Annotated in this window: 18 protein-coding genes and 1 rRNA gene; 12 read left to right on the top strand and 7 right to left on the bottom strand. The window is 43.4% G+C overall.

Going from position 1 to position 25,853, the window contains the following annotated elements; genetic code table 11:
* Window position 1: 1 nt before the first annotated feature.
* A 5S ribosomal RNA gene (gene rrf / locus FTT74_RS08200) occupies window positions 2–116 on the top strand.
* Window positions 117–243: 127 nt separating this feature from the next.
* Here the strand turns inward: rrf and FTT74_RS08195 are convergent.
* Window positions 244–927, bottom strand: a complete 684-nt coding sequence (locus FTT74_RS08195) for a TIGR04219 family outer membrane beta-barrel protein (RefSeq protein ID WP_179988883.1) — start codon at window positions 925–927, stop codon at window positions 244–246.
* 172 nt (window positions 928–1,099) lie between these two features.
* On the opposite strand from FTT74_RS08195, the gene FTT74_RS08190 reads away from it, so the two are divergent.
* The 3 genes from FTT74_RS08190 (at window position 1,100) to FTT74_RS08180 (ending at window position 4,704) form a co-directional block, all read left to right on the top strand.
* A complete protein-coding gene (locus FTT74_RS08190) occupies window positions 1,100–2,542 on the top strand; it encodes an aldehyde dehydrogenase family protein (protein WP_179988882.1) in 1,443 nt (480 codons plus the stop codon).
* A gap of 565 nt (window positions 2,543–3,107) precedes the next feature.
* Window positions 3,108–4,592 carry a sodium-dependent transporter gene (locus FTT74_RS08185; protein WP_104852799.1) on the top strand — a complete coding sequence of 495 codons (1,485 nt, stop codon included), beginning with the start codon at window positions 3,108–3,110 and terminating at the stop codon, window positions 4,590–4,592.
* Between the two features lies 1 nt (window position 4,593).
* Window positions 4,594–4,704: a methionine/alanine import family NSS transporter small subunit gene (locus FTT74_RS08180; RefSeq protein ID WP_004970370.1), complete on the top strand. Its 111-nt coding sequence runs from the start codon at window positions 4,594–4,596 to the stop codon at window positions 4,702–4,704.
* 129 nt (window positions 4,705–4,833) lie between these two features.
* Here the strand turns inward: FTT74_RS08180 and rsmB are convergent, their stop codons facing one another.
* Window positions 4,834–6,141, bottom strand: coding sequence for a 16S rRNA (cytosine(967)-C(5))-methyltransferase RsmB (rsmB, locus tag FTT74_RS08175; protein WP_179988881.1), 1,308 nt, complete (start codon window positions 6,139–6,141; stop codon window positions 4,834–4,836).
* Window positions 6,138–7,100, bottom strand: coding sequence for a methionyl-tRNA formyltransferase (fmt, locus tag FTT74_RS08170; protein ID WP_179988880.1), 963 nt, complete (start codon window positions 7,098–7,100; stop codon window positions 6,138–6,140). Before fmt ends, rsmB begins: the two co-directional genes overlap by 4 nt.
* A gap of 370 nt (window positions 7,101–7,470) precedes the next feature.
* On the opposite strand from fmt, the gene ilvD (FTT74_RS08165) reads away from it, so the two are divergent.
* From ilvD (FTT74_RS08165) to FTT74_RS08145, 5 genes are all read left to right on the top strand, one after another.
* Window positions 7,471–9,300 carry a dihydroxy-acid dehydratase gene (gene ilvD, locus FTT74_RS08165; RefSeq protein ID WP_019837334.1) on the top strand — a complete coding sequence of 610 codons (1,830 nt, stop codon included), beginning with the start codon at window positions 7,471–7,473 and terminating at the stop codon, window positions 9,298–9,300.
* Between the two features lie 219 nt (window positions 9,301–9,519).
* A complete protein-coding gene (gene ilvD / locus FTT74_RS08160) occupies window positions 9,520–11,205 on the top strand; it encodes a dihydroxy-acid dehydratase (RefSeq protein ID WP_179988879.1) in 1,686 nt (561 codons plus the stop codon).
* Window positions 11,206–11,323: 118 nt separating this feature from the next.
* Window positions 11,324–12,643, top strand: a complete 1,320-nt coding sequence (locus FTT74_RS08155; protein WP_179988878.1) for a hypothetical protein — start codon at window positions 11,324–11,326, stop codon at window positions 12,641–12,643.
* Window positions 12,633–12,920, top strand: coding sequence for a chorismate mutase (locus FTT74_RS08150; RefSeq protein WP_179988877.1), 288 nt, complete (start codon window positions 12,633–12,635; stop codon window positions 12,918–12,920). Before FTT74_RS08155 ends, FTT74_RS08150 begins: the two co-directional genes overlap by 11 nt.
* Window positions 12,921–13,237: 317 nt before the next feature.
* Entirely contained in the window at window positions 13,238–13,417 is a 180-nt protein-coding gene (locus FTT74_RS08145) for a hypothetical protein (protein ID WP_004970356.1), read from the top strand.
* Between the two features lie 279 nt (window positions 13,418–13,696).
* Here FTT74_RS08145 and FTT74_RS08140 read toward each other — a convergent pair whose 3' ends face one another.
* The 4 genes from FTT74_RS08140 to FTT74_RS08125 form a co-directional block, all read right to left on the bottom strand.
* Complete coding sequence (locus tag FTT74_RS08140; protein WP_004970352.1) at window positions 13,697–14,995, bottom strand: solute carrier family 23 protein; 1,299 nt, start codon at window positions 14,993–14,995, stop codon at window positions 13,697–13,699.
* A 258-nt stretch (window positions 14,996–15,253) separates the two neighbouring features.
* Window positions 15,254–16,201 (bottom strand): GGDEF domain-containing protein, encoded by a 948-nt coding sequence (locus FTT74_RS08135; RefSeq protein WP_167845633.1) that lies wholly within the window; start codon window positions 16,199–16,201, stop codon window positions 15,254–15,256.
* A 441-nt stretch (window positions 16,202–16,642) separates the two neighbouring features.
* The gene (gene ppc, locus FTT74_RS08130; RefSeq protein WP_167845634.1) at window positions 16,643–19,327 is read right to left on the bottom strand and encodes a phosphoenolpyruvate carboxylase; all 2,685 of its coding nucleotides are present in this window, start codon (window positions 19,325–19,327) and stop codon (window positions 16,643–16,645) included.
* A gap of 593 nt (window positions 19,328–19,920) precedes the next feature.
* Window positions 19,921–20,535 carry a TetR/AcrR family transcriptional regulator gene (locus tag FTT74_RS08125; RefSeq protein ID WP_179988876.1) on the bottom strand — a complete coding sequence of 205 codons (615 nt, stop codon included), beginning with the start codon at window positions 20,533–20,535 and terminating at the stop codon, window positions 19,921–19,923.
* A gap of 413 nt (window positions 20,536–20,948) precedes the next feature.
* On the opposite strand from FTT74_RS08125, the gene FTT74_RS08120 reads away from it, so the two are divergent.
* From FTT74_RS08120 to FTT74_RS08110, 3 genes are all read left to right on the top strand, one after another.
* Complete coding sequence (locus FTT74_RS08120; RefSeq protein WP_168525909.1) at window positions 20,949–22,088, top strand: efflux RND transporter periplasmic adaptor subunit; 1,140 nt, start codon at window positions 20,949–20,951, stop codon at window positions 22,086–22,088.
* 3 nt (window positions 22,089–22,091) lie between these two features.
* Complete coding sequence (locus FTT74_RS08115) at window positions 22,092–25,220, top strand: efflux RND transporter permease subunit (protein ID WP_179988875.1); 3,129 nt, start codon at window positions 22,092–22,094, stop codon at window positions 25,218–25,220.
* 135 nt (window positions 25,221–25,355) lie between these two features.
* Window positions 25,356–25,733, top strand: a complete 378-nt coding sequence (locus FTT74_RS08110; RefSeq protein ID WP_167845637.1) for a hypothetical protein — start codon at window positions 25,356–25,358, stop codon at window positions 25,731–25,733.
* The last annotated feature ends 120 nt before the right edge of the window (window positions 25,734–25,853 follow it).

Genomic DNA, 25,853 nt, shown 5'->3' with positions numbered 1-25,853 from the left:
TGCTGGCGACCATAGCAAGAGTGAACCACCTGATCCCTTCCCGAACTCAGAAGTGAAACCTCTTCGCGCTGATGGTAGTGTGGGGTTACCCATGTGAGAGTAAGTCATCGCCAGCTCATTATTCAAACACCCTCAACAAATGTTGGGGGTGTTTTTTTTATGTAAAAAAGAAAAATTTAAGAAGAATAAAAAAACCCTTAAAAAATAATTTAAGGGTTTTAAACTTATATAAATATCAAATATTTAGAAATGTGCTTCTAAACCTAAATATGGGCCTTTAAACTCTAATTGAGTTTCCTGATTGGAATCTTGATTGAGCTTAATATCTAAAATGCGATAACCTGCTTTTAAACCAACATCGACTAAAATGGCATCTATAAAGTTATATTTAATTTCTGCCTGAGCATCACGAACTTCATTGTCGCTATTTTTGGCATAGTTAGCTTCAGCTTTGGCACTTAAACCTGTAAATGGCAATTTGACCGCTGCTTCTGCATACAGCATAGCTAAAGTTTCACTGACGTCTTGTGTCGAAAACAAATTCGATCTTAAGTCGCCTTCAAGTACTTTGGCACCAAATCCAACATCTGCGGCAACAATGTTATCTAAAATTTCATAATATAAAATGAAGTCTGAGTAATCTAAATCTAGTTGATTGATTTTTACACCAGCAGCGCTTTGCTCGCTTTCGGCCTGCAAATTGGCATGTTTAATTTTAGCATTGGGTAAAAATGGTACTGGATGCTCTACTGCTAGACTGAAGGGTAAGGCAAAATCATCATCCAAGTTTGGTGATAACTGAGCCTGATTCCAGTCTGCGCTATATTTCCAATAATCTACGCTGGCTTTTACCCCAATAATATCGGCATGCACCGCTGAACAACTAATTAAACTGCATGCTAAAGCAAAACGTTGTAATGTAAGCATATAAACTCTAGTATTTTGTCATCATCATTTGGGATGAATGGTGTGGTGTTGTATGTTCTCGTGACAAAAAATCATGTGAAATATTGTCCAACTTAGCGCATCATACATTTTCTAGAATCAAAATTCTTGTAAAAATATAGCTTAATTCGCGCCAAAAATAGAGGATTTCAGTATGCAAAATGTCCATCCACCTGTCGATTATCCGCTCTATCTTGCCAATAAAGCCGTAGAAACAGGGCAATGGTTAGCCGTTCAGCATAAATATTCTCAAAAAGTATATGCGCGTGTTGCACTTGCCGATGAAAAAAGTATTGAAAAGGCCATTCGTGCAGCCGTAAAAGCAGAAGCTGAAATGGCAAAATTACAGCCCTTTCAAAAACAAAAAATTCTGTTGCATTGTGTGCAGCGTTTTCAAAACATGCGTGAAGAATTGGTCGAAATTTTAATTGCCGAAGGTGGAAAACCACGTTTGGCTGCGATGGCAGAAGTCGAGCGTTTAATTAATACCTTCCAAATTGCGGCAGATGCGGTGTCACAACTAGATGAAGGGCGTATTTTGCCGTTGGCAGTGACGGCTGCTGCTGCGAATTATCAAGGGATGGTTAAGCATGTACCCATTGGTACCGTGTCTTTGATTAGTCCTTTTAATTTTCCGTTGAATTTAACTGCACATAAAATTGCACCTGCGATTGCCGCAGGTTGTCCTTTTGTATTAAAACCTGCCAGTGCCACGCCTATTTCAGCATTGAAAATTGCAGAAGTGTTGGCAGAAACAGATTTACCTAAAGGTGCGTTTTCGGTATTGCCTTGTGAGCGTGAACAAGCTGATGTTTTAGTGACAGATGACCGCTTTAAACTGCTCAGTTTTACTGGTTCAGATGTGGTGGGTTGGGATATGAAAGCCCGCGCAGGACGCAAAAAAGTAACGCTAGAGTTGGGCGGCAATGCAGCAGTGATGATTGAACCCGATACTGAATTGAATGATGCATTGATTCATCGCTTAATTGGTGGTGCGTATAATCATGCTGGGCAGGTGTGTATTAGTGTGCAACGTATTTTGGTGCATGCTGACGTATATGCCGAACTGAAAAAGAAACTTGTGAGCCAGCTCAAGAAAATTAAAGCGGCAGATCCTGATTTAGACAGCACTTTGGTCGGGCCAATGATTAAGGAAGCTGAAGCGCAGCGCTTGAAAAAGTGGATTGATAAAGCGGTGAAAAAAGGCGCAAAAATATTGGCAGGTGGCGAGCTGAAAGGTGTGATGTTTGAACCGACTTTATTGGAACAGGTCGATCCAAACTTGGAAGTTTATAAAGATGAAGTTTTTGGCCCTGTTGCCATTTTGGAAAAATATTCATCTTTTGAGCAAGGGATTGCACGTATCAACCAAAGTCGTTTTGGTTTACAGGCGGGTATTTATACACAAAGCTTGGAAAAAATGCTGTATGCATGGGATCAGTTACAAGTTGGTGGGGTGATTATTAATGATATTCCATCGTTCCGTGTGGACAATATGCCTTATGGTGGCGTGAAAGATTCGGGTTTAGGGCGTGAAGGGATTCAATCTGCTATTCGGGATATGCAGGAAGAGCGTTTATTGGTAATTAAGCGTTAAGTATCTGATCTAATGATGCATCATTATAAATAAAGAGAAAGGATGAGTTAACTCTGAATTTTGAGATGATTGATTACAGTGCTGTAGTTCGGTGAATAATAGGCTACAGCGCTGCTAAAATAGATGAAAATTAAAATAACTCAAATAGCATCAAAATTTCATTCCAAATAGTTATACGATTTATAACTAAAAAATCAAGTCAAAATGGAGTGGAATTTGAACGTTTGATTAAAAAAATGCATACAAAAAGCATCTTTCTAAGCAGAATTTACAGAAAAATTGTTCAAAAATGAGTATTGTTAAGCCATACAAAAGCGCAATATTGGGCAAAGACTTTAAGCAAGATTTTCCGAATATTTCGCTGTTTGACCTTTAGAATTTGATGCTCAAAAGGTGTGACTCTAAAGCAAACACCCAGATTTTCATTTTTTGCAGGATATTTTTTGCGTGCGCTAAAGTACCGTTATATAAAGTAAATTTAAGCTAATGAAAAAGCAAGTTATTTATATAAAAGGTCAGAATTAAAAAACAAGCAGCAAAAAATAGCCTGAAGTTTAGGTGTTCTATGACAGATTCTCGTGAGAGTTGGTCCGCGCGATCAGGCTTTATTATCGCAGCCATTGGTTCTGCGGTCGGGTTGGGCAATATTTGGCGTTTCCCTTATGTTGCCTATGAAAATGGCGGCGGCGCATTTTTAATCCCTTATTTAATTGCGATCTTTGCCGCAGGTTTGCCATTGCTGTTTTTGGACTATGCAGTCGGACATAAATACCGTAAAGCACCACCAACCGCTTATAAAAAGCTCATGAACAGTGAAGCATTGGGCTGGTGGCAGGTGATGGTGACTTTGCTGATTGGTATTTACTATGCCAGCGTATTGTCTTGGGCAGGCAGTTATATGTTCTATTCCATTGGTCAGCAATGGGGAACAGACACTGAAAAATTCTTTTTCACAAGCTACTTACAAAATGGTGAAGGCTTAGCCTTTGGTTTTGTACCAACCTTATTTATTGGTCTAGTCATCGTATGGACGGTGGTGATGTTCATTTTATACGGCGGGGTGAAAAAAGGGGTTGAGCTGTCAAATAAAATCTTTATACCACTTTTGCTGATTTTGTTCTCTATTCTCGTGGTTCAAGCTTTACGTTTACCGGGTGCAGTCGATGGCTTAAATGCTTTCTTTACGCCTAACTGGGAAGCGATGGCGAACTATAAAGTATGGTTAGCTGCCTTTGGTCATATCTTCTTCTCACTTTCAGTGGGTTTCGGGATTATGTTGACCTACTCATCTTACCTAAAACGTAAAACCAACTTGACTGGTTCAGGCTTGGTGGTTGCACTTGCAAACTCATCTTTTGAAATTTTAGCGGGTATTGGTATTTTTGCTGCGCTTGGTTTCATGGCGTACAGCGCAGGTTCATCGGTAGATGAAGTGGTTTCTGGTGGTATTGGTTTAGCCTTTATTGCATTCCCGAAAATCATTTCAAGCTTGGGTGCAGGTGGCGATTTATTTGGTTTCTTATTCTTCGCTTCATTGACGGTTGCAGGGGTGACCTCAATGGTGAGTATTCTGCAAGTGCCCATTGCTGCGTTCCAAGACAAACTGGGTTGGTCGCGTAAGCGTGCAGTAACCATCATTGCGGGTGGTTCAGCTATTGTTTCAACCATTTTATTCTCTACCCACAGCGCGATCACTTTTGTCGACATCATTGACTACTTTGCCAACAACATTGGTATTGTTGGTGGTGGTTTATTGTCGATCATTTTGGTGACTTGGTTCCGTCGTCCATTGCTCAAAGAATTGCAGCAACACGTTAACCAATACTCAAGCATTAAATTGGGTTGGGGCTGGAATTTCCTGTTAACCATCGTGACGCCGCTTTCATTGCTCGTGGCTTTAGGCTTAACCCTGAAATCTATTTTTGCAGAAGGCTATGGTGGTTATCCATTACACATTTTACTCACCGTGGGTGGTGGTACCGTGGTGCTCTTTATTATTGGCGCGGTATTGCTTAGCCGCTTAAAAGATCACGACGCAGCGGAGAAATAAGATGAATACATCTGCATTGGTGATGTTGATTATTTCAACAGTGGTACTTTGGGGTGGTTTGGTTTTGGCGATGATTCACCTGATCAAAAACCCAGATGAACTCGAAGACTAAGCATTTTGCTGAAACGGGTGCGATGCTGTAAAGCATTGCACTGGCTAACTAAAATAACCCTTGATTGATTCAAGGGTTATTTTTTTGGAAAGGCTATTAAATGAGAAGAATCGTTAAAACAGAAATAGCTTAGGCGGTTTTTTCAATACGACAATAATAAAAACCATCCCCGCGTCCTTGTTGTGGCAATAATTGGCGTCCATACAGTTGTGGAATGCCCCAATCTGCATCAATTTTGACTTCTTTGGCATTTTGATGTTCGGCAAAGAATTGCTGAATTTGCTGTTCATTTTCGGCTTTTAAAACCGAGCAGGTAATGTAAAGCAAGGTGCCACCAACTTTGAGTTGCTGCCACATCTGCTGCAAAATCTGTTGCTGTAATGCCACCGTTTGCTGAATATCGCTAGATTGACGCAGCAAACGAATATCTGGATGGCGACGCAAGACTCCAATTGCAGAACACGGTGCATCCAATACAATACAGTCTACTGCTTCACTGGCGTTCCATGTGGTTGCATCGGCAGCCAAAATTTCGACTTGCGTTTCTTGATTCAGTTGCAGACGTTCTAGGTTTTCGCTGACACGTAATAGACGTTTGGCGTCCTGATCTAAGGCTATCAATTTTTTAGGCTGAAATTTTTCAAGCAGATGTGCTGTTTTACCCCCAGGTGCTGCGCAGGCATCGAGCACGACTTTGCCATCTAAATTTGGCAAGAGCATTGCACACAGTTGGGCATGTTCGTCCTGTACTGAAAAAATGCCTTCATCAAAACCAGGCAAGTCTGGAATGTGCAAATTTTGCAGCATCACAATACCAACTTCAGACACGGTGCAAGCTTCTGCAGCAATCTCTTGTTCGTGCAAAATTTCTAAATAGTCATCACGGCTAATTTGGCGTGTATTGACTCTTAAGGTTAGCGGCGCAGTTTGCTTTAACGTTTGCGTCAGTTGTTCTAATTGTTCAGGCCAATCTTTTTTTAGGCGTTTATACAACCAACTTGGCAAACCATGTGCTTGTGCCAAAGCCATTTGAAATTCCGATGTTTCACGTGAAACACGACGCAGAATCGCATTCACCACACCGCTGAGTGCTTGATAGCCCAATTGTTTGGCTGCAGTTACGGTTTCAGAAATTGCGGCATGACTGGCTACACGAGTACAAAGCACTTGATATAAGCCGACATATAAACAGGTTTCAACAGTTTCATTGTTGAGTGGTTTCACCAACAGCGGCAAAGTAATGCTTTTTAGGGCATACCATTGACGCAAAGTGCCCAAAACCAGTTCATGAAACAAGGCGCGGTCACGTTCTGCGACTTTACTTAAATGTGCAGGTAAAACGCTCGCCAATGATTGCCCTTGTTGTACAGCCAATAGCGTACGGATGACTTGGGCACGCAAGTTCAAATGTGAGTTGCCTGATTCAGAATGGCTCATGCGAGAACTTGTCCTGTTTGAAGTTTTTGAGTTTGAATGATTTGCACAGGATTCAGCGGTTTAGCGCCTGGCCATTGCAACGAGCTTAAGCATACCGCTTGTTGATCGCCACAAGCGACGTGTACGCCTTGTTTGTCCAGTTTTAAAATTGTGCCTGCAGCTTTGCCTTGTGCAGATTCATCCGATAATGCTGAACCCCAAACGCGCAAGTTTTGTGTTTCATCTAAAGGGATAAACGCCACCGGCCACGGGTTAAAGGCACGGATATTACGGTCAATTTCGGCTGCAGTTTGTGACCAGTCAATTTGTGCTTCGGCTTTGGTCAATTTGTGTGCATAGACCGTCAAGGCTTCATCTTGCACTTCACGCGCGGCTAAATAGTCTTGCAATTTTTGTTCTGAAGCCAGTACTTCAACAATTGCTTTGGCACCTTGCTGCGCCAGTTTGTCATGTAAAGTGGCAGAGGTGTCTGTGGCAGTAATTGGGCATAGGGTTTTATACATCATATCGCCCGTATCTAAGCCTGCAGCCATTTTCATAATGGTGATGCCTGTTTCGGTATCACCTGTGGCAATCGCGCGCTGAATCGGCGCTGCACCACGCCAACGTGGCAATAACGAACCGTGAATATTCAAGCAGCCATATTTAGGAGTATCTAAAACCACTTGCGGCAAGATTAAACCATAGGCCGCAACCACCATCACATCGGCATTCAATGCAGCCAATTCTTGTTGGGCCGCCAGACCTTCTTCAGTAGATGATTTAAAATGCAAAGGTTGATAGACAGGAAGATCGTGTTGTAGTGCCAATTGCTTCACCGCAGATGCTGTGAGTTTTTGTCCGCGTCCTGCTTTACGGTCAGGCTGGGTGTAAACCGCGACAATCTCATGGTCGGTGTTCAGGAGTGCTGCCAAAGCGCTTGCAGCAAATTCAGGCGTACCTGCAAAAACGATTTTCAATGGAAATCAACCCATAGTTTTAGATGACGCGGCAATTATAACAAATTGCGGCTCAAAGGTCGGAACGGGTTGTAACAAATCCACCTTGTCGCTGTGCTATAAATTATTATGATAAAAATTAGTAATGCAAAATTTAAAAATTATTCATGAAAGTTTTGTATTGCATTCAGTATGATCAACAAGGTGCTGTGGGTTCTCGTCACTTTTTATCCATCATAAAGTTGGTAAAGCAGCAGCCTTAGTACCTCAAGCTGTAGTAAAATAGAAAGACTCTTAAACTATTTTGCAGTGATACAGATCTTGCAAACAGTATTATTTCGCCAGAATGAATTTCAGATTCATTTCAGCACAACCAAGTTGGAACTTTATAATGCCTGACTATCGTTCAAAAACATCGACACACGGAAGAAATATGGCGGGTGCACGCGGCTTATGGCGTGCAACGGGTATGAAAGACGAAGATTTCGGTAAGCCGATTATTGCGGTGGTCAACTCATTTACCCAATTTGTACCTGGCCATGTGCATTTAAAAGACCTCGGTCAAATGGTGGCAGAGCAAATTCAGGCGGCAGGTGGTGTTGCCAAAGAATTTAACACCATTGCTGTAGATGACGGGATTGCCATGGGTCATGACGGCATGTTGTATTCATTGCCATCGCGTGACTTGATTGCCGACTCGGTAGAATACATGGTCAGCGCACACTGCGCCGATGCAATGGTGTGTATATCCAACTGTGACAAAATCACACCAGGGATGCTGATGGCTGCTATGCGTCTGAACATTCCAGTGGTGTTTGTGTCTGGCGGCCCAATGGAAGCAGGTAAAGTCAAAATTCGTGGCAATGAACACGCGATTGACTTGATTGACGCGATGATTGTGGCGGCAGATGACAACTATACGGATGAAGAAGTTGCTGAATATGAGCGTTCTGCATGTCCAACTTGTGGTTCATGCTCAGGGATGTTCACTGCAAACTCAATGAACTGCTTAACAGAAGCTCTAGGTTTATCTTTACCAGGCAACGGTTCAATTGTAGCAACTCACGCCAACCGTAAAAAACTGTTTGATAAAGCAGGTCAGTTGATTGTGGAATTGGCCAAACGCCATTATGAACAAGACGATTACAGCGTATTGCCACGTTCAATTGCAACCAAAGCATCTTATGAAAATGCTATGACGTTGGACATTGCCATGGGCGGTTCAACCAACACCGTACTGCACTTGTTGGCGGCTGCCAATGAGGCAGGTGTGGATTTCACCATGGATGACATTGACCGTTTATCACGTAAAGTGCCTGTACTATGTAAAGTAGCGCCTGCAAAACAAGATGTTCACATGGAAGATGTACACCGTGCGGGTGGCATTATGTCTATTTTAGGCGAGCTGGATCGCGCAGGTTTATTGGACACTTCAGTAGGCACAGTTCACGAAGCGACTTTAAAAGATGCTTTGGATAAATGGGACATCATCCGTACCGAAAATGAAGACGTTTACCAGTTCTTCCGTTCTGCACCGGGCGGCGTACCCACCCAAACAGCATTCTCACAAGACCGTTACTATTCACGTTTAGATGGTGACCGTGACAATGGTGTGATTCGTAATGCAGAACACGCTTTCTCTAAAGATGGTGGTTTGGCGGTACTTTACGGCAATATTGCTTTAGATGGCTGTATTGTAAAAACTGCAGGGGTGGATGATTCTATTTTGAAATTCAACGGCACAGCACGTGTTTTTGAAAGTCAGGATGCTGCTGTAGACGCGATTTTGGGCGGTAAAATTACAGCGGGTGATGTGGTGGTGATTCGCTACGAAGGCCCACGTGGTGGCCCAGGTATGCAAGAAATGCTCTATCCAACCAGCTATTTGAAATCGAAAGGTTTAGGCAAAGAATGTGCCTTACTGACCGATGGTCGTTTCTCGGGCGGTTCTTCAGGTCTTTCAATTGGTCACGTTTCTCCAGAAGCGGCTGAAGGTGGTGCGATTGGTCTGGTTGAAGATGGTGACCGTATCGAAATTGATATTCCAAACCGCAGCATTCACTTGGCGGTAGATGACGCAACTATGGCGGCACGTCGTGAAGCGCAAGAAGCTAAAGGCTGGCATCCTGCAGAAGAACGTCCACGTAAAATTTCTAAAGCGTTGAAAGCTTATGCCATGCATACCACCAGTGCGGCAAAAGGTGCGGTACGTGAAATCTAAGCAGTACTTGGCAATTTAAGCTGCTACAAAAAAGCACTCCAAAATTGGGGTGCTTTTTTTATGAGCCTGCAATGAGCAATGTTAGTAGTGCAGCAAATTTGAGCAATGAAATTAGACAGGCATTTTCGTTTACATCCTGCCTGCTTTCGATACAATGAAAAATAAAATAAATCGTCATAATGAACACGACATTTCACCGATCTCGCTAAGGAATCAGCCATGAGTAAACAGAATATCCGCGAACATTCAGCCGAAGTCTATGAAGGCATTGAAAATGCACCAGCACGTTCCATGATGCGTGCGGTGGGTTTTAAGGATGAAGATTTTACTCGTCCATTTATTGGCATTGCATCGACTTGGGCCAATGTCACCCCATGTAATATGCATATTGATGGCTTGGCGCGCGAAGCAGAAAAAGGCGTGAATCAGGCGGGTGGTAAAGGCATTATTTTCAATACCATCACCATTTCAGACGGGATTTCAAACGGCACTGAGGGTATGAAATACTCACTGGTTTCACGTGAAATTATTGCCGACTCAATTGAAGCTGTGGTGGGCTGTCAGGCCTATGATGGGGTGATTGCCATTGGTGGCTGTGATAAAAACATGCCAGGTTGCATTATGGGATTGGCGCGTTTAAACCGTCCAGGCTTGTTTGTGTATGGCGGCACGATTAAACCTGGTGCAGGACACACCGATATTATTTCGGTATTTGAAGCCGTGGGTCAGCACGCCAAAGGCGAAATTAACGAAATTCAGGTCAAGCAGATTGAAGAAGTTGCTTTGCCAGGTGCAGGCTCTTGTGGTGGCATGTACACCGCTAACTCTATGGCATCGGCGATTGAAGCACTGGGTATGAGTTTACCGGGGTCTTCGGCACAAGAAGCTGTTTCTCAAGATAAAATGGATGACTGCCAACGTGCAGGTGAGGCAGTCATGAATCTGTTACGTCTGGATATTAAACCACGTGACATTATGACCAAGTCTGCCTTTGAAAATGCCATTAAAGTACTGATTGCTTTGGGTGGGTCGACCAATGGTGTGCTGCATTTAATTGCAATGGCACATTCTGCAGGGGTTGAACTCACGCTAGATGACTTTGTACGAATTGGTCAGGAAACCCCAGTGGTGGCAGATGTACGCCCATCGGGTAAATATTTAATGTCTGAGCTGATTGCGATTGGCGGAATTCAACCGCTAATGAAACGTATGCTCGATGCAGGAATGTTAGATGGTTCGTGCTTAACCGTTACTGGTAAAACTTTGGCAGAAAACTTGGCCGATGTTGCTGACTACCCAGCCGATCAGCAGATTATTTTACCGTTTGATGCCCCAATTAAAATAGATTCGCATTTGGTGGTGTTAAAAGGCAATTTATCGCCAACAGGGGCGGTGGCCAAAATTACAGGCAAAGAAGGTTTGTATTTTGAGGGCCCTGCGCGTGTCTTTGAAGGTGAAATTGGTGCGATGCGCGGCATTTTAGATGGTGAAGTGCAAGAAGGTGAAGTAGTTGTGATTCGTGGTGAAGGCCCTAAAGGTGGCCCAGGTATGCCAGAAATGCTGAAACCGACTTCTGCAATTATTGGCAAAGGCTTGGGTAACTCCGTGGCGTTAATTACTGATGGACGTTTTTCGGGTGGCAGTCACGGTTTTGTGATTGGGCATGTGACCCCAGAAGCGTATGAAGGCGGGCCAATTGGTCTGGTGAAAAATGGCGATAAAATTTCGATTAATGCCGAAACCCGTGAAATGACTTGGCATGTGTCGGAAGAGGAAATGGCAGCACGTAAAGCGGCATGGGTCAAACCAAAGCCAAACTATACCCATGGTGCATTGGCGAAATTTGCTAAATTGGCATCGGGCGCAGAAAAAGGTGCAGTGACTGATCTGAATTTAGAGGTCTAATTGATCATTTTTATATGAATTGATATAAATCCTTGTGTACTATTGAAGGACGAGCGCACATGATTTGCATGTGGCTTGTCCCCAAACCACAAGGATTTTCTTTTTAGAGGCTGATCTCATGTCACTGTTACGCCGTTGGTTCGATCCGATCAGATCGAGTTGGTTTTATCAAAAACCATCTCGGCAAGCGGTGTTGCCCACGGAACACGGACTGAGTGTGCATTTGCGTCTAGATGATGTATATAGCTATTTGGCGGTACAGGAGTTGCCGCAATTAGAAGATATTCTGGCCGATGAATTAAAACCTTTAACCGTGGTGATTTCGAGGCAAAGTGGCGATGCACCGAACCAAATGTCGGCTGTAGAATGGCAAAATTATTGTATTCAAGATGCACAAATTCTTGCCAAACAGCATCGTTTTAGTTTTCACGATACCCCTGAACCACCGACTGCAGAGGCCTTAATGCAGGCAGAAGCCATTTTGAGGCATACGCCGTTACGTGGTCAGGATTTCTTGTATTTACTGGAAGATGTGTTCCACATGCTGTGGCAAAAGCAGTCGGGTAAATTACGCACCTTATATGCCATGGCCAGCCGTCATCATCAAATTCAGGATTTTCCTGAACGGGTTTTTGATGATGCACCTGTATTGGCCAGTTATTTTGAATTTGGTGGACGTAAATATCATGCCGTAGATGATTTATTGCGTCTGACTCGCCGTTTAAAACAACAAAAATTACTGACCGATAATCCTATTTTCTTGATCAATCACATTGAATGGCGAGAACATTTAATTAGTGATGCCGAAGAACTCAATGAAATTCAGGCACTCGACCCTGAACTGGATTTGTATATTGCACTGGAAGACCCGATTTCTTGGTTGTTATTGGCGTATATCAAAGAAGAATTAGCTGCCTATTACAATATCCATTTGAATGTGTATCCCTTGTCTTATCATGGACGCGACTGGTTTGACTGGAGTTTGGCAACACGTTTATCTAAACGTACTGATGTTGCGTTTACGCCGTTTTGCCGCCCGACTGAGCAGGCGACTTATCAAATGGCACAACTGTATTACAGTGCGCCTGAAGAACAGCGTGTGGATGCCATGTATCGCATTTTGCAGGCGGTATGGACGAGGGGACAGGATTTATCCTTTAAAGCGCATTTTGAGCGTATGCAGCGTGAACTGGAGTTAGATCAACTGACCACAGCCGATGTGACCGAGTTGCTCAAAGAAAACGATATGCTGTGTGAAATGAAATCTCAGCCCGATTTTCCTGTGTTGGAATTGCGCATAGATGGGCAAAGCTACGTGTTTAACAGCTTATATCGGGTGTGGATGATTGAAAGTATTTTCAGTAATGTGTTAGAAGAAAAGTATAAGAGTGAAAACGAAACCGAAACTGAAAGTGTAGCCCAAGCCCATGAACAATGAAAAAGTAAACTCATTACAACAAGCACGTGACAAAATAGACCAAATTGATGTGGCTTTAATTGAACTGATTGCATCGCGTCAGTTTTATGTCGATCAGGCCATGCGCCATAAACAGACTGTGGAAGATGTACAGTCACCGCAGCGCGTGAAAGAAGTGATTGAAAAAGTCCGTACTTTGGCTCTGCAACATGCAGTCGATCCTGACATGGTCGAGCGTTTGTATCACGATATGATTCAGCATTTTATTCAGCGTGAATTAAAAGAATTCCGTCCTTAATTGATCTATCCCTAAGTTTGGGCGATGCTTCAAACGCAGCCCAAACTTTGCGTTTTTGCGGTAAAACCGCGTATTTATATGCCATCTTGGTATTCAAAGCATAATTTTTAAAAATAATTTGCTTATTTTTTCTGCAGGTGGTTTTAAGCGCAAAGCCTTGCCTGTCTTGGCTTTGCTGGGTTTTTAAAAAGAATTGGTAAAAAAAAGAATATGATTTTATTACATTTTTTAATATTGTAAGTTTGCTTTATTTTAAAAAGTATATATATTGTATATACATCTTTTGCAAAGCAGTCTTTATTTTGGAGAGATCAGCAATGAACGAGCAAATCAAAAAAATAAAGACAGGCAAGAAAGATGGACAACTTTTAATTCGTATTAATAGTACTGAACGTGATGAATTTATTCGTTTATGTGAAGAACTTGATACTAGTGCTGCTCGTGAATTAAGAAAATTTATTCGTAGTTTTGTGAAACAACACAATGGCAACGAATAGCCTTACTAAGGAGTAATACCATGGCTAAGCAAGTTAAATCTTTGAAGCAACAAATCAAAGCACGTTTGAAAAAGATTTCAAAACATAAAGGCAAATTGAAGCAACTTAAGCAAGAGCTTAAAAAACAGAAATAAGCCAAGTAAAAGCATTATCTCTTAAAAACGGTTCATTCTAGACAGACCGTTTGAGGTAAAAAAAGACCGAACAATCACTGTTGTTCGGTCTTTTTGCATTGTTTCGGCATTTACTTAGGTTCAAGCAAATGACCGCAAGTTCTGATTAAGAGGGATCACGCAAACTAAAGAACCAGTTCAGGAACAAGGCTGCAAAAGTTGCTGTCCCAATCCCGCCCAAGTTAAAGCTGCCCAATTGCAACGCAAAGTCACCCGTTCCTAAAATAATGGTCACGGCAGCCACCATCAGATTTTTGTTTTTAGAAAAATCGACTTTGTTTTCAATCCAGATTTTCGCGCCAGCAATGGTAATCAAACCAAATACCACAATCGAAGCGCCCGTTAAAATGGCGGTAGGAATGGTATGGATGATTGCCCCAAATTTTGGTGATAAGCCAAGGAAAATAGCAAAGACCCCCGCCACCACAAAAATAATCGTGGAATACACGCGGGTAACAGCCATCACCCCAATGTTTTCACCATAGGTAGTCATACCCGGTGCACCGACACCACCTGCAAGGGTTGTGGCAACACCATCGGCTACAAAGGCTTTACCAATGTGTGGATCGAGGTTTTCACCAGTCATGGCACCTACTGCTTTAATGTGTCCCAAGTTCTCTGCCACCAAAATGAAGGCAATTGGGGCAATAATCAGCATGGCATTCACATCAAATACAGGCGCATGAAAGTCTGGTACGCCAAACCAAGCGGCTTGCTGAATCGGTGCGAAGTTAATTGGCGTCCCCCAACCCATGACATTGGTGACTACAAAATAGATCAGATACGATATGAGCAAGCCAATCAGGAGCAAGAGGCGTTGCAGTAAACCTTTGGTAAATACGGCAATCATGCCCATACATAGCACAGTCACCAAGGCCATCCACATATTAAATGGATTGCCTGCAACCGCTTTGACCGTGACAGGAGCAAGGTTTAAACCAATGATCATCACCACCGCACCTGTCACCACAGGTGGCATTAATTTTTCAATCCAGCGGGTGCCAGTAGCCATCACCAAAAAGCCAATCAGGGCATATAAAATACCGCAGGCAATAATCCCGCCTGCCGCAACCCCAATATTGGCATTTAAACCGCCTGCTGCGCCTGCATAGCCTGTGGCAGCAATCACCACCCCAATAAAGGCAAAGCTTGAGCCTAAATAACTTGGAACACGCCCACCTGTCATGAAAAAGAACAGGATGGTACAAATTCCTGACATTAAAATGGCAAGGTTCGGATCAAAGCCCATTAAAAAAGGTGCAAGTACAGTGGCACCAAACATGGCAAATGCGTGTTGTATCCCCAATACAACGGTTTGTGCAGGCGGTAGATACTCATTGGTACCTACAGGACGTGCATCAATGCTGCCTTCATAAGGGCGCCATTTGGGAAACCAATTGGACATAAAGTAAGCACTCAAAAGCTAAATTGAGCACATCATACTCTTGTATTGCCTAAATTTTTTAAAAATTTTGCCAGAAAACAGATCAGCTGCTTATTTTTAGGATTAAATTTTACTATTTGATAAAATTTACATTTAATATAAATAAGTAATTTTATTTATAAATTTAAAGAATGTATTGCAGTCACTTAGTGATAGTCGCAGTTTAAAAAAAATTGTATGACCTGCGATTTTTGTTTGTATTTTATACAAAATTAATATTCATGATTCAATATCTTGCTGCACATTATTACGTCCACTTTGCTTGGCTTTATACAGCGCAGCATCAGTACGCTGAATTAATTCATGTTGATCTGCATGATAAACATATAAGGCACTTAAACCAAAACTTGCGGTAATTTGAATCTCATGTTCTGCATAGGCAATACGATGTTGTTCAATGGCAATTCTGCAGCGTTCCAGTACATTTTGGGCAATTTGCGGTGAGGTATTGGAGAAAATAATCATAAATTCTTCGCCACCAAAACGTCCGATAATATCTTCACTGCGTAGATTTTTTTGCAAAATTTTTGGAATTTGCTTGAGTACCTGATCCCCTCCATCGTGTCCATAGCGATCATTTACTTGCTTAAACCAGTCTAAATCGAGCAGGGCAAGGCAGATGTGTTCTTTGTTTTGCCCCGCCAATTGTTTTTGATTCACCAGTTGGTTGAATTTTATGCTTAAACCGCGTCGGTTGAGAGTTTGGGTGAGTGGATCAAGCAGAATTAGTTGTTGCTGATGTTCTTCACGAATCATCCAGCGTCCCAAAAAAGTATTAAATAAAATGGCCAACAGAACACCAATGATGGTGCTGCCAATCAAGTTATTGATGAGCATGAAATTTTGGAATTCCGCACTGGTAAACGTATAGGGCTGAAAAACGGGCGCATAGGGGATAATATTGCGCAAGGTCAGCAAAGAACCACCGTAAAATACCACCAAGCAGGGAATGGTGCCCCAAAAGATAATGCTGCGTTTAAACAACAATAAGCCTGTAAAAATGGAGCCAATGGTAAATACGCCTGTGAGTACCGTCATTTGACCCAGAAAATAGCCAATACTCATGAGTGAGCTGCTATAAAAGCCTAAACACAGAATTGGAAAATAATAGAGTGTGGTCTGATTTTCAGGAATACGATAGCTGATGACATATAAAGACCAAGGCAATCAGCAAATACAATATTAAACAACCCAATACCCATGGCAGCATGTATGGGGTAAACAGGGGTTGGCTTTGACTGAGCCAAAGTACCACTAAAAAGAGTAAATGAAAGAAAAAAACCAAGCCACTGACGACACGTGATTTTTGGATGTTATTTAAACTGAGGAGATTTTTATACCCTTGAAAAAATAAAAAATTTTTAGCTTTAATAAAGTCGTCATTGTAGAGCTTTCTGGCATAGGCAAGTCCAAACTCTTATTTATTGTCTAATCTAAGCATAATTCAAATAAGTTGAGACAGAAATCATAAAAAATGCCAGTTATCATGTTTTTTTATGATTTTTTCTACTTAGCCTAATATGTAGTCATCCGTCCCAAATCATGTTTAAGTGAGTGAATGAGCCACAAGCAGAGCATGACTCTGCTTGTTGTGCTATTCGTTAGGTCTTAACCTGTATTGCGTAAGCCTGCTGCAATCCCTGCAATACTCACCATGAGGGCATGATCGACAGGGGTATGTTCGGCATGCTGTTCTGCCAAATACAAACGACGACGTTTCATCAATTCTGCCTGTAGCAAATGCAGTGGCAATAAATAAGGTTTACGCACCCGCATCGATTGATCTAGCACATCATTGCTGCTGAGCAATTGCGATTCACCTTTAAGGGTCAGTAAAGTCGTCACAGCATCACGCAGACGTTGACGGAGTTGCTCACCGAGTTGTTTTAAGTCTTCGTCATCGGTCAGGTTAGATTCGTAGTACAGGGCAATATTACTGTCGGCTTTAGATAGCACCATTTCTAGCATATCAATTAAAGTCTGGAAATACGGCCAATCGCTGAGCATTTCATCCAAAGTGGCTTTTTGTCCCTGATCGAGCGTTTGGTTAATTGCTGCGCCTGTCCCTAACCAAGCAGGCAGCATTAAACGGATTTGTGTCCATGCAAATACCCATGGAATGGCACGTAAGGATTCAATTCCACCGCTCACTTTACGCTTCGCAGGACGTGAACCGAGTGGCAACATCTGCAATTCCAGCTCTGGCGTAACGGTGCGTAAATATTTCACAAAATGTGGATTTTCACGCACGGTTTGGCGATAGACCTGCACCGAAAGTTCGGTCATGTTATGCATGAGCTCGCGCCATTCTGCCTTCGGCACAGGTGGTGGCATTATCGTCGCTTCTAAGGTGGCAGCGGTATAGACTTCCAGATTTTGCAATGCAACCCCTTCAAGTCCAAATTTAAAACGAATCATTTCGCCTTGTTCGGTCACGCGGATTGCACCTGAAATAGAACCCGGTGGTTGTGAGAACAATGCTTGTTGTGTTGGTGCACCGCCACGGCTGATGGAACCACCGCGACCATGGAATAAAGTCAGCTGCACAGCATGTTGCTGCGCTACCGCAGTCAGTTCTTCCTGCGCGCGGTACTGCGCCCAGTTGGCAGACATGAACCCTGCATCTTTGGCGGAGTCTGAGTAGCCAATCATCACCTCATGTTTGCCCTGAATATGCTGTTTGTACCAATGCATATTAAATAGGGTATTCATGGTTTGGGCAGCCCCATCCAAGTCTTTCAGGGTTTCAAACAGCGGCACCACACGCAAAGGATGCTGAATGCCCGCTTCTTTTTGCAGCAATAACACTGCCAATACATCACTTGGATATTCCGCCATGGAAATAATATAAGCGCCCAAACTTTCCTGCGGCTGTGCAGCCAAAGTGCGCATGGTGGCAAACACTTCTTGCACATCGGGATGTTGAATCAGGCTTTGTGCAGGTTCTTGCATGAATTTTGGCAATAACGGACGTTTACTTTGTAGCTCTTGAAGCAAGAAGTTCTGACGCGCTTGTTCAGTCCAAGTTTCAAAATTGCCCAAACCTAAATATTCGGTAATGGCAGAAATGGCTTGACGATGACGTCCCGATTCTTGGCGAATATCCAGTTTTAGTAATTCAATGCCGAAACAATTCACACGATGAATTAAATCCAACAATTTGCCGTTCGCAATGTCTGATAATTGGCAAGCCGTCAGCGAGCGATAACACAGCAATAAAGGCTGTAACAGTTCGTCTTTGCTTTTGATGACCAAACTGTCATCAGCCTCTTTGCCTTGCAGTTTCGCTGCTAACCAGTCGCGGGTGGCTTTTAGGCGTTCTCGGGTGTCGCGTAAATATTCACGGTACGGCTCGGCATGGAAATGTCCCAAAGCATCTGCCAATTCTGGGCTGCATTGCTGAATGGAGAGTTCCCAACGCAGGTTTTCAATATCACGTAAATACAGTTCTGCTGCTTTCCAGCGTGACAGCCACAGCACTTCTTGAGTAACTTTATGAGTGACATTCGGGTTACCATCGCGGTCACCGCCCATCCAAGAGGCGAAACGTACAGGTGCAACGCTCAGCGGTAGGCTTTGTCCACAATGTTCCTGCACAATGCTGTCTAATTCACGCATGAATTTAGGCACCGCATTCCACAGGGTTTGTTCGATGGTGGTAAAGCCCCATTTGGCTTCATCGACAGGGGTTGGGCGATGTTGGCGAATTTCATCGGTTTGCCAAGCCGAGCTGATCAGCTGTTTTAAATCTGCCAAAACTGCCTGACGTTCACGTGGTGTCAGTTTTTGCTGATCCATTTTAAACAAGCAGTCATTAATATCGTCATATTTTTGAATGAGGGTACGACGGCTGACTTCAGTCGGATGCGCAGTTAAAACCAACTCAATTTTTAGCTCGCAGACTTGTTGAAAGAGTGTTTCTGCAGAAATTTGGTTGTCTTTAAACTTGATAAATAAGTGATCTAGCGGGTTTGGAGAAACGCCATTTTCATCAAATTCGCTTTGGCGACGGCTCCGCACCACATGATATTGCTCAGCGATGTTGGCAAAATTCAAAAAGTGGGTAAAGGCACGGGTGAGCGGTAAGATTTCGTCATCTTCCAGACTTAAAAACAGTTGTTCGAGTTGTTTTTCAGCTTCGGCTTGTCCATCGCGCGCGCCTTTAGACAAAGCACGAATTTGTTCGACCTGATTAAACAAATCTTGTCCTGCGTGTAACTTGAGGGTTTCACCCAATAAGTTGCCAAGTAAGCGTACGTCATCGCGTAGAGGAGCATCAATTTGTTGAATCATTCGTTGTTCTCCATGTTCTGTGTTTTTCTACTCTGTTAAGACTATACCCCGATTTAGATACAATCCAAGCGGGCTATCTACAAAAGTTGCATGGATTTTGCGCATCTGAAGTTATAGTGCCAAACAGCAGTATTTAGGAGAGAAATACAGGGTGGAGAGGAATGCTATTTGGTAAAAGAAACCCCAATTTAGATAAACCTTTTTTGTAATGGGTTCTGGGATAATCAATGTGCTAGAGTCCCAAGTGCATTCTCATGCGTATTGAGAGTATTTTTACGCATAGTTGCTGCCAATTATGTAGTGATGAGGGGAGCGGCATTTTGCTAAGTTACAAAAATAGCTGGGTTAACCTTCGGTTCGACCTACTTTTCTTTCGGGAAAAGTAGGCAAAACCATTGTCATCCACAAAACCTGCTTACAGTTTATCTCTTATTCATTGTTTCGCAGAAACAGTAATAAAACGAATACCATGCAGGTTGTAGATGACATTCCTGCGTATCGAATGGTGATTAGTGTTGAGTTTATTTATTTTCTTAAAACTGCGTGATTTGAATTTGTAAATCAAGCAAGAGGAGGTTGCGAAATTAGCTTGTTCAGCCATAACGCAGCATAAAAATACCAATCGCATCTTCAATAATCTTTTGAGATTGTGCAGCATCGGGCACGGCACGTACACCGAGTAAAACTTCATGGTGACGTAAACCATGCAGTAAGGAAACGATCAATTCAGTTTGCGTTTTTGGTTCATCGGCCTGAATAAACTGCAATTCTACTGCTTGACGAAAGAAGCTTTCCCACATCGCGCGAAGTTTGGCATGTGAGGCATTGTAAAACTGCAATGCCAACGGATTTTGCTCCGAGGCCAGTTCCATCAGCAAGTGCTCTAATTTAATCGCTTCAGGCATATTGACCAAGTTCAAGGACAGTTCACAGGCTTGGTATAAGGCCTGCTTAAAATTGCGATGTGCAGTCAAGTCCAAAGGTTGTGCTTTGAGCAGACTTTCACAGGTTTCTTCAATGGCACAGGAAAATAACGTGGCTTTGTCTTGAAAGTGGTTATACACCGTTAATTTGGTCACGCCTGCTTCACGTGCAATCTGATTCATACTAGAACCATGAAAGCCCAACTTTAAAAACAAGTGTTTTGCCGACATTAAAATGCGTTGGCGTTTTTCTAAATCTTTTGGTCGTCCGACATGAATCTGCACACGCTCATCCTAATTTGCATCAGTACAACTGGAAAATGACGCTTCAGTTTTAATTAATGTACCCAGTGGTATACTAATTAAAAAATAATCAATTTAATATAGGGGTTTGCACGCACTTCATAAATGGCTTGCGCTGTAGGCTAAAACTGAGCAGATCAGGCATGAAACGCAGGGAATAGCGAGACTATTACCAAGTTTCATAACGCAATCTGAGAAAGTTTTAGCCACAGTCCTTTGGAACAAGCATATTTTTTACTGCTATTACGTTATGAGTCAGTTACTTAGAATGACTAAGTTTCCTGCCTCATGCCTTATATCAGCTAAAAATATGCGCTGTCGCAAACATAGACGAAGTGTCAGCAAACCCTACCGTATTCTGCCCTAAAAAAAACGTTTAAATAAGAGCAAACCTGATGAACACGACTCAGAATCTCATTGCCAGCCTGATGCTGCTGTGCTGTATCACCCTAATTGGATGCAGTAAGCAAAAAACCGAGGTTGAACAGGAAGTCCCTTTGGTGATGGTGACCCAGCCCAGCAGTTTACATCTTGAGCAAAAAAGCTATGCAGGCGAGGTGCAAGCACGTCAGCAAACGGCTTTGGCATTTCGGGTTGCAGGGCAAGTTACACAGCGTTTTGCCGATGTGGGAGATCAGGTCAAAGTTGGGCAAGTCTTAGCAAAACTGGATGTGCAAGATGCCGCATTGCAGCTCAATGCCGCGCGTGCGCAACTGGAAAGTGCGCAATCTGCTGCAAAAATTGCTAGCGATGAGTTACAGCGTTTTCAGCAATTATTACCCATGAATGCCGTCAGTCGCTCGCAATATGATGCAGTCAAAAACCAATATCAACATGCTATGGCACAGTTGAAACAGGCACAGTCCAATTATGCAGTCAGCAGTAATCAAACCGACTATAACCAGTTACGTGCCACAAAAAATGGTGTGATTACTGAACGCAATATTGAAGTTGGGCAGGTTTTAGCGGCAGGGCAGGTCGCTTATCAATTGGCGATTGATGGGGAGCGTGAAGTCGTGATTGGCGTGCCTGAACAAGCGGTGGGTGAAATTCGAGTCGGGCAAGAGGCAACGGTAAGTTTATGGTCACAACCCGATACCCGTTTTGCAGGTACGGTTCGAGAAATTTCCCCTGCGGCAGATCAGTCGCGTACTTTTAAAGTCAAAGTGGCTTTACGTGAAGGCAATGCACAGATTCAATTGGGGCAAAGTGCGCGGGTATTTCTGACTCGCCAAGCCAATCAGGGTTTATATGTGCCTTTATCTAGCGTGTCGGCAACAGGGCAACAAGCTTTTGTTTTGGTCTTACAGCCAGACTCAACCGTGCGCCAAATTCCTGTTACATTGGGCGCTTATGGACGTGACAGCGTGCCTGTACTGAGTGGCTTACAGCCGCAAGATTATGTGGTGATGGGTGGGGTGCATTTACTGCGTGATCGACAAAAAATTCGCCCGATTAACCGTGACAATCAAGCTGTACAGGCAGTCAATCCAACAGCTCAGGCAGCTTCTGCGGCCACACAGACGGAGCGTTAAAATATGAATTTTAACTTATCCGAATGGGCGCTGAAAAATAAAGGTCTAGTGGTCTACTTGATGCTGCTGTTGGGCATTGTCGGGATTTTTTCCTATTCCAAACTGGCACAAAGTGAAGATCCACCGTTTACTTTTAAAGTGATGGTGATTCAAACCTATTGGCCGGGAGCGAGCGCCAAAGAGGTCTCGTTACAAGTCACCGACCGCATCGAAAAAGAATTGATGAGCACGGGCGACTATGAACGCATCATGGCTTATTCGCGTCCGGGCGAGTCCATGGTGACTTTTATTGCCAAAGATTCCATGCGTTCTAGCCAAATTCCAGATGTTTGGTACAAGGTGCGTAAAAAGGTCAATGATATTCGTCATGAATTGCCGCAAGGGGTACAAGGCCCATTTTTTAATGATGAATTTGGCGACACTTTTGGCAATATTTATGTGCTGACAGGCGCAGACTATGACTACGCCACCCTCAAAGAATATGCCGACCGTTTGCAGCTACAATTACAGCGAGTCAAAGATGTGGCCAAAGTTAATTTGGTCGGTTTGCAAGATCAAAAAATTTGGATTGAGTTATCTAACACCAAAGCCGCACAACTTGGTATTCCTGTTACCGCGATTCAGCAAGCCTTACAACAACAAAACAGCATGGCAAGCGCAGGTTTTTTTGAAACCCATTCAGACCGTATTCAGGTGCGTGTCAGCGGTGCGTTGCACAGTGTCGATGAGTTGAAACAAATGCCGCTGTTGGTGAATGGCACCACCATTCAACTGGGCGATGTTGCCGAGGTCTATCGTGGGTTTAGCGAACCTGCTCAACCGCGTATGCGCTTTATGGGCGAAAATGGCATTGGCATTGCGGTGTCGATGCGTAAAGGCGGTGATATTCTGGCTTTGGGTGAAAATCTGGAAACAGAATTTGCCCGTTTGCAAAAAACTTTGCCTTTGGGCATGCAACTGCAAAAGGTTTCTGATCAACCTGTTGCGGTAAAACACAGCGTCAATGAATTTATGAAAGTATTGGCTGAGGCGGTGATTATCGTGCTCTTGGTCAGCTTCTTTTCACTGGGTTTTCGCACAGGTTTGGTGGTGGCATTTTCCATTCCACTGGTCTTGGCGATGACTTTTGCAGGTATGCATTTGTTTGATGTCGGGCTGCATAAGATTTCACTCGGTGCGCTTATTCTAGCCCTCGGATTGTTGGTGGATGATGCCATTATCGCCATTGAAATGATGGCAATTAAGATGGAGCAAGGCTATAGCCGCTTGCAAGCGGCAGGTCATGCGTGGCGTACCACTGCTTTCCCTATGCTGACAGGGACATTGATTACCGCGGCAGGTTTTTTACCCATTGCCACAGCAGCCTCAAGTACAGGGGAATATACCCGTTCAATTTTCCAAGTGGTGACCATAGCTTTGGTGGTGTCCTGGTTTGCTGCCGTGCTGTTTGTACCCTATCTGGGCGATAAATTATTGCCAGATTTTCAGCGTCATGCACAGCGAGCGCCGTGGTATCAACGTCTTTGGGCGCATGTACGCAAACAAGCTGAGCCGCAGGTACAGCCAACAGGTGAATTACACGACCCTTATCAAACTCGCTTTTATCAAGTGTTTCGAGGTTGGGTCAATACCTGTGTGCGCTATCGTAAAACCGTCATTGCAGTGACCGTGGCCATTTTTGTCCTATCCATTGCCATGTTTAAATTGGTACCGCAGCAATTCTTTCCGCCTTCCAATCGGGCAGAAATTTTGGTCGATTTAAAGCTTGAAGAAGGTGCATCCTTAACAGCCACAGAAGCAGCCGTTAAAAAAGTTGAAAAGTTTTTGGCGCAACAACAAGGTATCGACAATTATGTTGCTTATGTTGGCACAGGTTCACCGCGTTTCTATTTGCCTTTAGATCAGCAATTGCCGCAGGCCAGTTTTGCCCAATTTGTGGTATTGGCATCGTCTTTAGAAGACCGCAATGAAATTCGCCGTAATTTATCTGAACAAATTCGCTTGTTATTGCCAGAGGTGCGTACTCGCGTGTCATTATTGGAAAATGGCCCACCAGTGGGTTATCCATTGCAATTCCGCGTGTCAGGAGAAGACTTGGCACAAGTGCGACAATGGGCACAGCAAGTCGCAGCCACCATCAGTGCCAATCCAAACAGTACCAATGTGCATTTAGATTGGGGTGAGCCGAGCAAAGTCATTCAATTGCAGATTGATCAAGACCGTGCCCGTCAAATGGGGGTGTCGAGTCTGGATTTAGCTAACTTCCTTAATAGCTCTATCAGTGGCGCGGCTATTAACCAGTATCGTGAAAAACGTGAACTGATTGAAATCCGTTTACGTGGTGATCAAACCGAGCGCCTAGATGTCGCATCTTTAAGCAGTTTGGCTATACCGACTTCACGTGGAACATCGGTGCCGTTGGCGCAAATTGCACAAATTGAATACCGTTTTGAAGAAGGCTTAATTTGGCATCGTAACCGCTTGCCGACCATTACCGTACGTGGTGATATTCGTAGCAATTTGCAACCTGCAACGGTGGTGGCAGAACTGTCTGAACCGATGGCGGCCCTGCGTGAAAAGTTGCCAAGTGGCTATTTAATTGAAGTGGGTGGCACGGTTGAAGAATCGGCACGTGGGCAAAAGTCAGTCAATGCAGGCATGCCATTTTTCCTTGCAGTGGTGATGACCTTGTTAATGATTCAGCTGCGTAGCATGTCTCGTGCATTCATCGTATTTTTGACTGCACCGCTCGGCATTATTGGCGTGGTATTGTTTCTGTTGCTGTTTAACAAACCCTTTGGTTTTGTGGCGATGCTCGGCACCATTGCCTTATCGGGCATGATCATGCGCAATTCTTTGATTTTAATTGATCAGATTGAGCAGGATATTCGGGCTGGGGAATCGCAGTGGGACGCGATTATTAACGCTACGGTGCGCCGTTGTCGTCCAATTGTACTGACCGCTTTGGCGGCAGTATTGGCCATGATTCCACTTTCTCGCAGTATTTTCTTTGGCCCGATGGCTGTGGCGATTATGGGCGGATTAATTGTCGCGACCCTATTAACCCTGTTCTTTTTACCTGCATTATATGCACAGTGGTTTAAAGTGAAAAAAAATCCACATAATCTGTAAAAGTGACATAATAACGGGTGCGAAACTTGGAAAATTTCAATATAGTAGCACCTTATATTTTTCAGCCTTTGCATACGTCACAGCATGCGCCAGATTAAAAAATAAAGCATGGCACAGATGGGGTTAAATCACATTATGAAGCAAGATAACTTGTTAAAGTTTCGCCGTTCGGTTGCGATCTCTTACGTGTTTATGTTTTTTGCTTTATTTACTGTGGTGAGTGGTGCATTGGCGTATTGGTATGCACGAAAAGTGATTGTGGTCGATAGCACTGAAGTCTGGTTACAGGCACAGGCTTTATGGATCATGCGTAATGTGGTGATTTACAGTGTGTTGGCATTGTTTGCTGCATTGTGGTTTATTCCATTGGCCTTCTTTCCTTGGGATGCCTTTTTATGGGTCAAAGCCTGCACCGTAGCAGGTGTGGTCTTTGCCGTGATTGCCTTCTTGTTTTTAATCAATGCTTGGATTAAAGGGCTATCCAAATTTTTGAAAAATAAAGCCGTGTTCTAATGGTTTGAACTTCATCTAAAGTACTTCAGCTAAAATTTTTAGCAGCTTTCCCTTGTAAAACTCAGTTTGACCCCAATTTCAGACTTCAGTTAAGTTTTAAATAGAATTCCGTGAGGAGCA

Source organism: Acinetobacter sp. YH01007 (assembly GCF_013420425.1).
Lineage (GTDB): Bacteria > Pseudomonadota > Gammaproteobacteria > Pseudomonadales > Moraxellaceae > Acinetobacter > Acinetobacter towneri.
This window is presented reverse-complemented; position numbering and strand designations above follow the sequence as displayed.

Coding starts and splice junctions, on each gene's coding strand:
- ilvD (WP_179988879.1), top strand. CDS start 9,520: ATGAGTAAACAGAATATCCGCGAACATTCAGCCGAAGTCTATGAAGGC.
- FTT74_RS08195 (WP_179988883.1), bottom strand. CDS start 927: ATGCTTACATTACAACGTTTTGCTTTAGCATGCAGTTTAATTAGTTGT.
- FTT74_RS08185 (WP_104852799.1), top strand. CDS start 3,108: ATGACAGATTCTCGTGAGAGTTGGTCCGCGCGATCAGGCTTTATTATC.
- FTT74_RS08140 (WP_004970352.1), bottom strand. CDS start 14,995: ATGTCCAATTGGTTTCCCAAATGGCGCCCTTATGAAGGCAGCATTGAT.
- FTT74_RS08145 (WP_004970356.1), top strand. CDS start 13,238: ATGAACGAGCAAATCAAAAAAATAAAGACAGGCAAGAAAGATGGACAA.
- FTT74_RS08110 (WP_167845637.1), top strand. CDS start 25,356: ATGAAGCAAGATAACTTGTTAAAGTTTCGCCGTTCGGTTGCGATCTCT.
- FTT74_RS08180 (WP_004970370.1), top strand. CDS start 4,594: ATGAATACATCTGCATTGGTGATGTTGATTATTTCAACAGTGGTACTT.
- ilvD (WP_019837334.1), top strand. CDS start 7,471: ATGCCTGACTATCGTTCAAAAACATCGACACACGGAAGAAATATGGCG.
- FTT74_RS08190 (WP_179988882.1), top strand. CDS start 1,100: ATGCAAAATGTCCATCCACCTGTCGATTATCCGCTCTATCTTGCCAAT.
- FTT74_RS08120 (WP_168525909.1), top strand. CDS start 20,949: ATGAACACGACTCAGAATCTCATTGCCAGCCTGATGCTGCTGTGCTGT.
- FTT74_RS08150 (WP_179988877.1), top strand. CDS start 12,633: ATGAACAATGAAAAAGTAAACTCATTACAACAAGCACGTGACAAAATA.
- FTT74_RS08155 (WP_179988878.1), top strand. CDS start 11,324: ATGTCACTGTTACGCCGTTGGTTCGATCCGATCAGATCGAGTTGGTTT.
- ppc (WP_167845634.1), bottom strand. CDS start 19,327: ATGATTCAACAAATTGATGCTCCTCTACGCGATGACGTACGCTTACTT.
- rsmB (WP_179988881.1), bottom strand. CDS start 6,141: ATGAGCCATTCTGAATCAGGCAACTCACATTTGAACTTGCGTGCCCAA.
- FTT74_RS08115 (WP_179988875.1), top strand. CDS start 22,092: ATGAATTTTAACTTATCCGAATGGGCGCTGAAAAATAAAGGTCTAGTG.